This is a genomic window from Hydrocarboniphaga effusa AP103 (genome assembly GCF_000271305.1).
Classification (GTDB): domain Bacteria; phylum Pseudomonadota; class Gammaproteobacteria; order Nevskiales; family Nevskiaceae; genus Hydrocarboniphaga; species Hydrocarboniphaga effusa.
The window spans coordinates 142691-155687 of the sequence record NZ_AKGD01000002.1; the positions used below are offsets into that span (position 1 = coordinate 142691).

Annotated in this window: 8 protein-coding genes; 4 read left to right on the forward strand and 4 right to left on the reverse strand. The window is 66.9% G+C overall.

Annotated elements, in window-relative coordinates; translation table 11 throughout:
• Positions 1-17 precede the first annotated feature (17 nt).
• Positions 18-2309: a S41 family peptidase gene (locus WQQ_RS12100; RefSeq protein ID WP_007185469.1), complete on the reverse strand. Its 2292-nt coding sequence runs from the start codon at positions 2307-2309 to the stop codon at positions 18-20.
• A 170-nt stretch (positions 2310-2479) separates the two neighbouring features.
• Here WQQ_RS12100 and WQQ_RS12105 point away from each other — a divergent pair, with 170 nt between their 5' ends.
• Positions 2480-4099 (forward strand): alkaline phosphatase D family protein, encoded by a 1620-nt coding sequence (locus tag WQQ_RS12105; RefSeq protein ID WP_007185470.1) that lies wholly within the window; start codon positions 2480-2482, stop codon positions 4097-4099.
• Between the two features lie 76 nt (positions 4100-4175).
• Here WQQ_RS12105 and WQQ_RS12110 read toward each other — a convergent pair whose 3' ends face one another.
• The 3 genes from WQQ_RS12110 to WQQ_RS12120 form a co-directional block, all read right to left on the reverse strand.
• A complete protein-coding gene (locus WQQ_RS12110; protein WP_007185472.1) occupies positions 4176-4715 on the reverse strand; it encodes a DNA-deoxyinosine glycosylase in 540 nt (179 codons plus the stop codon).
• A gap of 96 nt (positions 4716-4811) precedes the next feature.
• Positions 4812-6263, reverse strand: a complete 1452-nt coding sequence (locus WQQ_RS12115) for a TolC family outer membrane protein (protein ID WP_007185473.1) — start codon at positions 6261-6263, stop codon at positions 4812-4814.
• A 59-nt stretch (positions 6264-6322) separates the two neighbouring features.
• On the reverse strand, positions 6323-6640 hold the full coding sequence (locus tag WQQ_RS12120) for a rhodanese-like domain-containing protein (protein WP_007185474.1): 318 nt from the start codon (positions 6638-6640) through the stop codon (positions 6323-6325).
• 175 nt (positions 6641-6815) lie between these two features.
• Between WQQ_RS12120 and WQQ_RS12125 the strand changes: the two genes are divergently transcribed.
• The 3 genes from WQQ_RS12125 (at position 6816) to WQQ_RS12135 (ending at position 12913) form a co-directional block, all read left to right on the forward strand.
• Positions 6816-7469, forward strand: coding sequence for a Maf family protein (locus WQQ_RS12125; RefSeq protein WP_007185475.1), 654 nt, complete (start codon positions 6816-6818; stop codon positions 7467-7469).
• On the forward strand, positions 7466-8932 hold the full coding sequence (rng, locus tag WQQ_RS12130; protein ID WP_007185476.1) for a ribonuclease G: 1467 nt from the start codon (positions 7466-7468) through the stop codon (positions 8930-8932). The genes WQQ_RS12125 and rng overlap by 4 nt, the downstream gene beginning before the upstream one ends.
• A 99-nt stretch (positions 8933-9031) precedes the next feature.
• Entirely contained in the window at positions 9032-12913 is a 3882-nt protein-coding gene (locus WQQ_RS12135; RefSeq protein WP_007185477.1) for a YhdP family protein, read from the forward strand.
• The last annotated feature ends 84 nt before the right edge of the window (positions 12914-12997 follow it).

Below are 12997 nucleotides of genomic sequence, written 5' to 3' on the forward strand. Positions count from 1 at the left end.
CGGCGCGCCGAGCCGGCCTACCGAGGCGCAGCTGGCACCAGGCCTCGCAATGCCACTTCGAGTACCTCGTCGCGGCCTTCGCGAATGCCGACGATCGTCGGCATGACCGCAACGGTCGGCAGCACGCCGATGCCGTGCAGCTGCGTGCCGTCGTGCTTGAGCACGCGCATGCCGGTGAACGCCAGGCCCAGGCCGCCCGGCAGTCCGAACTGGCGAATGTTGCCGTTGGTGCCGGCGGTTGGCGAGCCCACGATTTCGCCGAGCTTCAAGCCTTCGACGTAGCCCATGACCGACTCGGCGTAGCTGATCGCGCGCTCGTCGGTCAGAAAGGCCACGCGTCCGCCGATGTGCGGCTGCGCAGGTTGCAGGTTCCAACCCATGCCGTCGAAGCCGGCGGGCCAGTCGCGATCCGGCCGCGTGATCTTCGGCACGAACATCCATTGCGTCTGCTCGGGTTCGCGCAGCAGGTGGCGCAGGATTTCGTGGTTGTCCTTGGGATAGCCGCGCAGATCGAAAATCACGCCCTTGGCCGCAGCAAGCGTATCGAGGTGAGCGCGAATCTCGTCCATCGGCGTGGTGCGCAGGTCCACGTACCAGATGTCGGGACGCAGCTGTTCGACGTGGGCGCGCGGCTGATCGGGCATCGGTGTGCGCCGCTCGGGCTTGAGTTCCACTTGCAGATGCCGACTGCCGCGCTCGATGTCGAGACGCTTGGCCACGGCCGGATCGCCTCCGCCCAGGCGGCCCGCCCACAAGCGCCGCCACTGCGGAGAGCCGGAAAGCAGGGCGTCTTCGTCGCGTGCGAGCGCTTCGGTGGCCACGCCGTCGATCTTCACGATCACGTCGCCGACCTGTACGTTTTGTGGCACCAGCGTTTGCGTGACGACGGCGCGGCCTTCGATCCAGCCGATGGCCAGCGGCAGTTCGCCGTACGGCTGCTTCGGGGCTCCGCCGAGCGTCACCCTGCCGTGGCCGTCGTGCGCCGCGTGCACCAGGCGTTGCAGCACGCGCTGCATCGCCTCGGCATCCGCTGCCTGCCTTGCGGCTGCGAGCAGCTTCGGCAGCTCGGCGTTCCAGTCGGTCTGCACCACGTCGAAGTAGGGATAGAAGTGCTGGAAGGCGTTCCAGGCCACGACCGCCGCTGCGATGCGCACGCGCTCGTCGCCGTAGCTCTGGAAATTCGCAGGCAATGCCGGCGGCTGATAAGGCGCCGTCGCTAGGCGCGGCAGCGTGCTGCGCGCATCGCTGTACAGCGCCAGCGGCATGAAGGCGTGCAAAGTGTCCGCAAGGCGCAGGTCCAGCACGTCGCCCGGCATGGCGTGTTCGGCGAACAGCGGGCCTTGCGGCAGGGCGAGCGGCGTGATTGCCAGCGACTGCTTGCCCGCATGCGGCTCCTGCGTGTCGAGCCAGAAGCGATGCGCGCGCGAGCCCTGCGTCCAGCCCGCAATCGTGCGCGCGTCCTGCTCGAAGCCTGCGTTGGGGATGGTCACGCGACGCCACTGATCGCTTCCAGCCGGCGCGACCCGCAGTTCGAGATCGTCGGCCCCTAGCGAGCCCGCGCCGCGCATGAACACGCCGAAGACGATGCGCTCCGCTTCATCGGCCACCGTTGCCTCGATTTCGTAAACCTGCCAGTCGGGCCTGCGCACCGGGTGTTCTTCCATTTTGAGCAGCTGGATCGAACGCCTGTTCGCCATGACGTTGAGATACAGATGCCCGCGCGTGTCGTCGGCCTGCTTCTGCTGCACGCGCAGCGCGCCGCGCAACTGGATGCGCATGCCGCGATAGGGCTTGGCATCGACGAACTGCGTGATCATGCCCGCGCCGGGATCCTTGACCGCTGCTTCACGATTCAGGCGCAGGCTTTTGTACAGCCGATCGATTTCTCCCAATCCAGCGCCGTAGTGCTGCCAGGCCACCACTTGCAGCCCGCCGGTGTCGCTTGGCAGCGGCGTGAACGGATGCGGCTCACCGTCGGCGTAGAACTTGAGGTTGTGGGCAAGCGGCGCGAATGCCGCTTCGAGCGCCGGACGCAGTTGCTGCGTGTCGTGGACCTGCAACATGCGGCCCGCGCCTTCGACGGCGAAGCGTGTCCACCAGTCGGCTTCGAAGGCTTCATCGCCCGGATAGAACCAGCGCACGTAGCCGTAGACCTTGGCGAACGCGACGAGCGCCTGGTCTTCGGGCGACAGCGCGGAAGCGGCTTCCGGTTGCGGTGGTGACGTGGCTTGCGGCGTGCTGCTGCAAGCGCCTAGCGACAACGACAGCAACACCCAGCACGACGACAACAGCTGCGATCCCCAGCGCATAACGGTCTCCCTATCCGATGCGTCTTAGTCTGCCGAAGCCATGCAGGTAAAAACGAGAACCGTGGCACATCAAGACGAAGCGCTACAAACCGCAACAAAGCCTTCATCTGCGCCGCTTACGCTCGGCTGGCTTCTCATCACGTACCTCACTACGAGCCAGGAGACAGGGAATGTCCAAGCGAGTCGAGTCGTCGCGTCGCGGGTTCTTGAAATCGTCGGCTGGAGCTGCGGGTGGCCTGTTGCTCGGCGGCTGTCTGCCGGGTGTGCTGGCCGCGCGGCAGGCGCCGGTGGTGGTGGCTGCGGATGCGTCGCGGCCGCGGGCCGACTGGGGTTTGCAGATCGGCGATGTGCTCGCCGACCGGGCCATCGTCTGGAGCCGGGCCGATCGCGAATCGCGGCTCGTCGTGGAGTGGTCGCTCGATGCGCAGTTCGACCAGAAGCAGAGCATCGTCGGACCTTATGCGCTCGAAGCCTCGGACTACACCGCGCGCGTCGACCTGAGCGGCTTGCCGCAGGGGCGCGAGATCTACGTGCGCACGATGTTCCAGAACCTCGACGACGAAGCGGCCGAGAGCGAGCCCGTGAACGGCGTGTTCCGCACGCGTCCGCGGCGTCGCGAAGGTCTGCGCTTCGTCTGGGGTGGAGACACCGCGGGGCAGGGCTGGGGCATCAATCCGGACGATGGCGGCATGCGCTGCTACGAGGCGATGCGCGCAGTCGATCCGGATTTCTTCCTGCATTCGGGCGACACCATCTACGCCGACGGGCCGATGAAGCCCGAAGTGGCGCTCGCCGATGGAAGCTGGTGGTACAACGCGTTTCTCGACGCGGTGCCCGAGAAGACCAAGGTCGCCGAGACGCTGCGCGAATATCACCGCGCGTATCTGTACAACCTGCACGATCACCATGTCCGCGCGTTCAACGCGCAGGTGCCGCAGATCTGGCAGTGGGACGATCACGAGGTCACCAACAACTGGTCGGCCGCCAAGGATCTGTCGGCCAACGCGGCGTACACCGAGAAGCGCGTGCAGACGCTCGTCGCACGTGCGACCAAGGCCTTTCTCGATTACGCGCCGATGCGCTCGCACACGCAGGACGAAGCACAGCGTGTCTATCGGCGCATTCCGTATGGCGACGATCTCGATGTCTTCGTGCTCGACATGCGCAGCTATCGCGGGCCGAACAGCTACAACCGCCAGGGCTCGCGGAGTGAGGCGACCGCCTTTCTGGGCGCCGAACAGATCGCCTGGCTCAAGCGCGGCCTGCGTGATTCGACCGCCACCTGGAAAGTCATCGCGGCCGACATGCCGATCGGCCTGCTCGTCGGCGATGGGGTCGATGCGCAGCAACGTCCACAGTTCGAAGCGATCGCCAACGGCAACGGCCCGGTGCTCGGACGCGAATTCGAGATCGCCGAAATCCTGCGCTTCATCAAGCGCAGCCGTATCGGCAACACCGTGTGGCTGACGGCCGACGTGCATTACTGCGCCGCGCATCGCTACGAGCCGAAGCAGGCGCGCTTCGATGACTTCGAGCCGTTCTGGGAATTCGTCGCCGGACCACTGCACGCGGGCACCTTCGGCCCGGGCGAACTCGATGACACCTTCGGCCCGCAACTGGTGTTCGCCAAGGCGCCGCCGAAGGGGCAGAGCAATCTGCCGCCGAGCGCCAACTACCAGTTCTTCGGCCAGGTCGACATCGATGCGCGTACGCGCGCGATGACGGTGGCGCTCAAGGACAGCACGGGCGCGACCTTGTTTGCCCAGACGCTCGAGGCGCAGCGGCGGTAGGCCCGGCGTGCGTTCTCGGGAGCAGGTGGCGCGTAGCGCCGGACGAGGGATTTTTTTCGGGATGGGCGACGCCCCGCTATGACGGCGAAGCCTCACACGGCCCTTTGCGGGCGGCAGGGGGAGACAACAGCAGACGCCAGGCTTCGAGCTTGGCCGCGTAGTTCAGCGTCGCATGCGCCGGGCTCGTCGACGGCAGGCGTGCGAAGCGCGGCGGCGAGGCGAGCGCGGGCAGGCGCACGTAGCGCTTGAAGCTCTGCTCGGCCTTGCTGCCGTTGAAGAACACGCGCTCGATGCGCGGATGATCGCGCAGCAGCGTGGCGAGATCGTTCGGCTCGATGCTGTCTTCGAAGATGCTCGAATCGAGGCTGCCTTGACGGATGCAGCACTTGAGCACGTCCCAGAGCGCGAGGCCGTGGTGTTGCAGCAGACGCAGGCGGTCGGGATAAGCCAGCTCGCGATGGGCGCCGAACAGATCGCCCATGATCCTCCAGAAGGCGTTCTGCGGATGCGCGTAATACTGGTTCGCCTGTAGCGAAAGCGCGCCGGGCATCGAGCCGAGCACCAGCGTATGCGCACGCGCGTCCACCACCGCCGGAAAGCTGTAGATCAAGGTCATGCGCGCATTAAAGCAGGCCTGCAAGCAAAAGGCCGGTCGTCCGACCCGGCCTTTGCGTTCGACGCGTGTTCTACGCGGAAACGATGCGGGAATCGATCAGCCGCTGACGAGCAGCTGATCGATCTCGGCCAGATCGCTTTCGGTGAGCCGTCCCGCCGCCGATTTCAGCGTGAGGATCGACACCAGATAGTCGTAGCGCGCGCGTGCATAGTCGCGCTGCGCGCTGAACAGCAGGCTTTGCGCGTTGAGCACGTCGACGGTCGTGCGCGTGCCGACTTCGAGGCCGGTCTCGCTGGCCTGCAGCGCGGTCTGATTCGAGATCACGGCTTGCTTGAGCGCCTTCACGCGGGCTGAGCCCGAAAGCACTTTGAGGTAGGCATCGCGCGTCTGCCTTGCGACGCTGCGCTGGCTGCCGAGCAGTTCGGCCTTGCGCTGATCTTCGACATTCGCCGCCTGGCGCGTCTGCGAGTTGACTAGAAAACCGCTGAAGATCGGGACGTTCACCTGCACGGCGACGCTCGGTCCTCTGTTTTCTTGATAGAAGTCACCGATTTCCGATTTGCGTTCTTTGCTGTCCTGGCTGATGTCCGTGTACTGGCCGACGAGGTTGAGCGTCGGATAATGCCCCGCTCTTGCGATATCCACGTCACGCCCTGCGAGTTCGGCGTTGATGCGCGCGATCGCGAGGTCGAAATTATTGTCCTTGGCCGAGGAGAGCCAGGCGTTCATGTCTTCGGGTTGCGGGCCCGGCAACGGAATCTCTTCCTGCAACGCAACCAGCCGCGCGTCCTGCTGGCCGGTAACTTCAAGCAGGGCTTCGCGCGCGGAGGCGAGCGCCTGTTCGGCTGCGATGACGTCGGCCGTGGTGACGTCATAGCTGGCCTGGGCTTCCTGCACGTCCGTGATCGCCGAAAGACCGACGTCGAAGCGCTTCTTGGCCTGCTCGAGCTGGCGTTCCAGCGAAGCTTTGCGAGCCCCCGTATAGCGCAGGTCGTCGTTGGCCGCGAGATAGTTGAAGTAGGCCTGGGCCGAACGCAGCAGCAGGTTTTGCTCGGCTGCGCGGAACGAGGCCTGAGCGAGCGCGAGCTGATCGGCCGACTTCGAGAGCCTAAGGAACGAGGCCCAATCGAACAGCGGTTGGGTCAGGCTGATGTTGAGGTTCTTGTTGGTGTCGTTGGTGTTGAAGCGCCTGCCGATCGGCGTCGGACGCAACTCGGTGTCCTGACGGCCATCGCCGTCGGCATCCACCGGATTTCCGCTGGAATCAGTGATTGGCACGCCGATTTCGGAGATTTGCTCCTGTGATCCGATGGAGTGCCCTTTGCCATAGGAGTAGCTGCCTGAAATCAACGGCAGCAACGCCGCCCGCGCCTGGGGCCTGGCTTCGAGCGCTGCGTCGCGCTGATGCGCGGCGGCCGCGATCTGCGCATCGTTGTCCGCCGCCAGGCGATAGACGTTGACGAGCTCGTTGGCCCAGGCCGACGAAGTCGACAGCGCGAGCACGGGAAAGAGCGCGGCAGCAGCCGCTTTGAATGCCGACAGGCGCATCGCGAAAATCCCCCAATGAAAGCTTTTTAGTAGACGCAGTGGTTACCGATCAGACGGCTTCAGTACCGCGGCACCCTCGCATCGATTTGCTCGGACCAGGCATCGATTCCACCTTCCAGGTGCGAGACCTGGGTGAAACCGTTGTGCTCCAGGAAGCGGCTTGCGTGTTCGCTGCGAACGCCGTGGTGGCATAAGACGGCGATCGGAGCCTGCGGGTTTAATTCGCCGATGCGATCGGGCAAGTCCATCAGCGGAATGTTGACCGCGCCGGGCAGCGAGGCGATGGCGACCTCCTCGGGCATGCGGACGTCGAGCACGGTGGCGCCCGAGGCGATGAGGGCTTGGAACTGGGAGGGGCTCAGGGTCTGCATGGTCATGGTTCGAAATGTTCTTGAACGCCGGAGTATCTCACTCCGTACAGATGGCGGGCCAAGCCTTTCGGCCCGATACCGGTGCAGGGGCAAGATCGATGCCGCCGCCATGCCCGGTCGATCGCGCGCAAGCCGCGAAAGGCTTTTGCGAGCGCTTTGGGGCCCATGCGATAGTGTCGCGATGACTGCTGCTTCCACCGTGATTTCCGCTCCCCAATTCGTGCTCGCCTCGCGCTCGCCGAGGCGCGTGGCGATGCTGCGCGGCGTCGGTTACGTGTTCGATTGCAAGCCTGCCGACGTGCCCGAGAAAGCCGCCGCCGGCGAGTCTCCCGAAGCCTTCGCGCGCCGGCTGGCGCTGTCCAAGGCGCGTACGGCGGACACTGGCGGACACGTGCATGGCGGACACTCCGCGGGCGGCGGATTGTTCGTGCTCGGTGCGGATACCGACGTGTCGATCGATGGCGAGATTCTCGGCAAGCCGAACGATCGGGAGGATGCGCTGGCCATGCTCGCCCGGCTGTCGGGTCGCACGCACCGGGTCTGCTCGGCCGTCGCCCTCGTGCGCGGCGAGGTGGTCTACGAGGCGCTCAGCGTCACCGAAGTGAGCTTCGGCCCGATCACGCCCGAAGACGCCGCCGCCTACTGGGCCAGCGGCGAGCCGGCCGACAAAGCCGGTGCCTATGCGATCCAGGGCGGAGCCGCGCGCTGGATACGCGAAATTCGCGGCAGTTACACCGGCGTGGTCGGCCTGCCGCTTTTCGAAACCTGCGAGCTGTTGGCCAAGGCTGGCATCAAACCGTCTCCCGTTCCCCGTCTCTCGTCTCCCGGCGCATGAGCACCGAAATCCTCGTCAACATCGGTCCGCAGGAAACCCGCGTGGCCCTCGTCGAGAACGGAGCCGCGCAGGAGATCCATATCCAGCGCGCCTCGCGCCACGGCCTCGTCGGCAACATCTACAAGGGCCGCGTCCAGCGGGTCTTGCCGGGCATGCAGGCCGCTTTCGTCGAGATCGGGCTCGAGCGCACCGCGTTCCTGCACGTGGCCGACATGGTGCCGACGCAGAACGCCAACGGCGAGCCGCTGCCGCAGCCGCCGATCGGCAAGCTGCTCAGCGAAGGCCAGGACGTGCTCGTGCAGATCCTCAAGGATCCGCTCGGTACCAAGGGCGCGCGGCTCACGACCCTGCTGTCGGTGCCGTCGCGCTATCTCGTGCTGCTGCCGTTCGAGCCGCACGCGGGCGTTTCGGCGCGCATCGAAGACGAGGCCGAGCGCCACCGGCTCAAGGACATCGTCGCCGGCCTGCATCAGCGCCTGTGCCCGCAGTTCGGCGTGATCGCGCGCACCGCGGCCGAAGGCGCGAGCGAGGATGCGCTCGCGCACGATCTGGAGTTTCTGCTGCGCCTGTGGACTTCGGTGAGCCAGGGCAGCCGCATGGCCCAGCACGGCACGCTCGTGCACGGCGACCTGCCGCTGTCGATGCGTATCCTGCGCGACCTGCTCGGCACCGACGTCGAGCGCGTGCGCATCGACAGCGCCAGCGAGTTCGCCAAGCTCAAGCAGTTCGCGCTCGATTTCGTGCCGGGCGGAGCGCATCTGGTCGGGCTCTACGAGGGCCATGCGCCGATCTTCGATCTCTACGGTGTCGAGGACGACATCGGCCGGGCGCTCACGCGCAAGGTCGATCTCAAGTCCGGCGGCCATCTGGTGATCGACCAGACCGAGGCGATGACGACGATCGACGTCAATACCGGCGCCTTCACCGGCCATCGCAATCTCGAGGAAACCATCCTCAAGACCAATCTCGAAGCCACGCAGGCGATCGCGCGGCAGCTGCGCCTGAGAAACCTCGGCGGCATCATCATTCTCGACTTCATCGACATGAAGAACGAGGACCATCGCGCGCAGGTGCTGCGCGCCCTGGAGAAGGAGCTCAAGCGCGATCCGGCGCGCACCCAGGTGCACGATTTCTCGCCACTGGGCCTGGTCGAGATGACGCGCAAGCGCACGCGCGAATCGCTGGGGCATATCCTTTGCGAGCCCTGCACCGTATGCGAAGGACGCGGCAGCGTGAAGACGGTCGAAACGGTCTGCCACGAGATCACCCGCGAAGTGCAGCGCGCCGCGCGCCAGTTCGAGGCCAAGGCGTTTCTGGTGCTCGCCGCACCGCAGGTGGTGCAGCGGCTCACCGAAGACCAGCCGATGGGCCTGGCCGAACTCGAAGCCCAGCTCAACCGACCGATCCGGACCAAGCCCGAGGCCACCTACCATCAGGAGAACTTCGACGTCGTGCCGCTATGAGCGATCGGGCGGCGCGCTGCGCCCCTTGTCCGCCCATTCAGCGCTCGGACGCCACGGCCTGACGATGCTCGCGTTTTCCGCTTCGAATCCTGCCCCTGCATGGACCGGGTAAAACGCCGCTGGTGGACCGCGACGACGACCGTGCTCGCCCTGGTGGTGGTGATCGCGGCCGTCATCAGCGGGCTGTTCCAGCTCGCGGTGATGGCGTTGCCGGGGTATCGCGAGCAGCTTTCGGGCTACGTCAGCCGCGTCGCCAACCGGCCGATCGACATCGGCGGCGTCGCCCTGGTCTGGCACCGCTTCCGCCCACTGCTCGAGCTCGACGACATCGTCATCTACGGCGAAGACGGCCAGACCCCGGCGCTGTCCGCCGAACGCCTGCGCATCGGTTTCGGCCTGCTGCGGCTCGTGCGCGGCGATACGTTTCCGGACCAGATCGAGCTCGCCGGGCTCGATGTCGTCGTGCAGATCGACCGCGACAACCAGGTCACCCTGCGCGGCTTCGACACCGCCGGGCCGGCCAAGTCCACGCACGACTGGCAACACGACATCGCCCGCTTCGACGAGATCCGCCTGGCCGATTGCCGCGTGCTCGTCGAAGACGCGCGGCTCTCGGGTGGCAATCCGCAGTTTCGTCTGGTCGAGGCGCTCGCGCGCCGGCGCTTCGGCGGCGCCTCGCTCGAAGCCCAGGTCGAGCTGCCGAGCTTCATGGGGAAGAGCGCGGAGTTCGAAGCCGATCTCGACGGCGATCCGGCCGATTTCGAATCGATCGAAGGTAGCTGGTCTTTCAGCTTCGAGGGCCTGTCGCGCCTGCCCTGGCTCGAAGCCCGGCTGCAGGGCCATCCGGCGATCCAGATGCACGACGCCGATCTGACCGTCTCGGGGGTGATGAACCGGGGGCGTGTCGACACCGCCGAGCTCGACTTCGAGGCCAAGGGCGTCGCTGCACGGCGCGGCGAGCATCTGGCCAAGATGCACGACATCGGTCTGCGCGCCAAGGGCCGGCGCGACGGCAACAGCTGGACGCTCGACGTGCCCCACGTGCAGGTCACCGGCGAATCCGGCCCGTGGCCGGACACCCGTCTGCGGTTGCAATGGACGCCGATCGAGGCCGGGGGCAGCGAAGTCGAGGCCGATGCGGATTACCTGCGCCTGCAGGATCTCACGCCATGGATGATGCTGGCCGGCAAGACCGTGGACCCGCGCCTGCTCGGCGTGTCCGGCGAACTGCGCAACCTCGTCGCGCGCGGCCGCCTGGGCGACGAGGCGCCGACGTACTCGATCAGTACCCGGCTCGACAAGCTCGGTCTGGCCCCGACACCGACCGAGCGCGGCCCCGGACCGGGCTTCCAGGGCTTGAGCGGCCAGCTGTCGGCCACCGAGGCCGGCGGCCGGCTGTCGGTCGAAACGGGCTCTTTCGTCCTCGATTACGGCCGTGTCTTCGATCGGCCGGTCGGTTTCGATCGGGTCGCCGGCCAGCTCGACTGGACCCATGACGAGCAGGGCTGGCGCATCCAGATGCCCAAGTTCAACTGGTCGCTCGAAGGCAGCCTCGGCGAGGCCGATCTCGATCTGCTGCTGCCGGCCGCCGGCGCGGCGCAAGCCTCGCCCGAGATCAAGCTCGACGCGCGCTTCTCGGCCGAGGATGTCACGCGCCTGAAACCGTACAAGCCGGTCTACTGGACAGAGAACCTGCGCAACTGGCTCGATCGCGGCATCGTCGCCGGGCGCGTGCCGAGCGCCCGGCTGCGCATCGAAGGCAAGCTCGCCGATTTCCCCTTCCGCGATCGCGGCGTGTTTCGGCTGGACCTCGATGTCGCCAACGGCAAGCTCGCCTACGCGCCGGGCTGGCCGGAGGCGGACCAGGTGGCGGCGCGGCTGTCGTTCGACGGCGCGGGCATGAGCGTGACGGCCGACAGCGGGCGCCTGTCGGGCAACCGCATCGAGCGCGTGGTCGCCCAGATTCCGCAGTTCAAGGACACGGTGATCGACATCCAGGGCGAGGTCGATGGCGACGCCGCCCGTTACTACGACTTTTTGCGCGCTTCGCCACTGGCCCCGCGCCTGTCGGGCCTGCTCGAACGCACCCAGGGCAGCGGCCCGGCCAGCGTCAGCGTGCACTTGTCGATCCCGCTCAAGAACGCGCAGCGGACGCAGGTCGACGGCCTGGTGAAGCTCAAGGGCGTCGAGATGACGCAAAAGGGCCTCGACGAGCCGTTCAAGGCGCTCGAGGGCGATATCCGGTTCACCGAAGACGGCGCGCAGTCGGACAGAGTCGGCGGCACTTTCTACGGCGTTCCGGTCATCGCCCGGCTCACGCCCGAAGGCAAGGGCGCAACGCGGCTGACGGCCGACATGGACACCACCCTGCAGGCCGATGGCTCGGGCCTGTCGCGCTACGTGCCCGGGCTGTTGCGCCCGCATGTGTCGGGCAGCGCACGTCTGCATGCGGACGTGCTGCTCGGGGCGAACTCCAACGGGATCGAAATCAGCAGCGACCTCGTCGGCGTGACGGTCGACCTGCCGCCGCCGGTCGGCAAGATCGCCGAAGAATCGGCGCCGCTGTCGGTGCGCATCGGCGGCAGCGAGGCGGTGGTGATCGCGGCCGCCCCGGTCGCGGCCGATCCGGCGCAGTTGCAGGACCAGCCGCTGCGCATCGGCGTGTCGTATCGCAAACGGCTCGGCGCCGACGTGTACATGGCCAAGGGTGCCGGCGGCGAACTGCAGGCCCGGCGCGTGCTCGTGAACCTGGGTTCCGACGCGGTGCCGCAGGCCAGCGAAGCGGGCGTGCGCGTGACCGGCGAGGTGACCGATCTCGATATCTCCACCTGGCTCGCCGCGCTGCGCCGCAACACCGAAAGCGAGGGCCGGACACCGGCCGACGCGGCCGCCGCCGAGCCTGCCGGCGGCTTGCGGCTCGAAGCGATCGACCTGTCCGCCGAGCGCCTGCACCTGTCGGGCTACAGCGTCGGCAGCGTGCGGCTTCATTACACGCCCGAGATCGGCGGCAGCTGGAACGCGCACCTGAGCGGTCAGGGGGCGGTGGGCGACGTGCACTGGATCGCGGGCGCTTCGCCGCAGGTGGTCGCTCGGTTCGAAAAGCTCAAGGTCGCCGGGGCCAGAAAGGCCGGCGATTCCGGCGTGCAGGCGGCGTCCAAGGGCGAGCCGATCGACCCGAACAAGCTGCCGACGATCGACGCCGATTGCCGCCAATGCGAGCTCGGCGAGGCCAGGCTCGGCCATCTGCGCGTGCAGACCGCCCGCATCGACGGCGGCCAGAAGCTCAGTGTGCTCGAAGCCGGCGGGGCCGATCTGGATCTCAAGGGCAGCGGCGAGTGGATACGCCGGGCCGGGGCTTCGACCGCGTACACCCGGTTCACGCTCGACAGCCGCAGCATCGGGCCGATGCTCGAAGGCCTGGGTTACGCACGCAGTGTCGATGCCGACCGCAGCCACTTCGACGCCGAGCTGACCTGGCCTCCGACGCTCGCCGGGGTCGACTGGACGCAGGCGCAGGGCAAGGTTGATCTGGAGCTCGAAAAAGGCTCGCTGCGCTCGCTCGAGCCGGGCGCCGGCCGCGTGCTCGGCCTGCTCAATTTCTACGCGCTGCCGCGCCGGCTGACGCTCGACTTCCGCGACGTGACCTCGAAGGGGCTGGGTTTCGACAAGGTCAAGGGCAGTTTTCTGCTCGACGACGGCAATGCCACCAGCGACGGCGTGAGCATCAATTCGCCCTCGCTGAAAATCGAGATGAAGGGCCGCGTCGGCCTGGCGGCGCGCGACTACGACCAGAAAGTCTCGGTTTACCCGGACGTTTCGGGTGGCGTGACGCTCGGCGCGCTGCTGCTCGGCGGCCCGGCGATCGGTGTGCTCGCCCTGTTGGCCCAGGAAGTGCTCGACAAACCGCTCGATCAGGTGACGCAGCTGAGTTATGCCGTCACCGGAAGCTGGGACAATCCGCAGGTGAAGCGTGCCGAGTAGCGGCGGCTGATCTCGACTACCAAGCCCCGCCGAACACCCGCTCCAGGCGGGTTTGTTCCGCCCTAGCCTCAAGGACTCGCAACG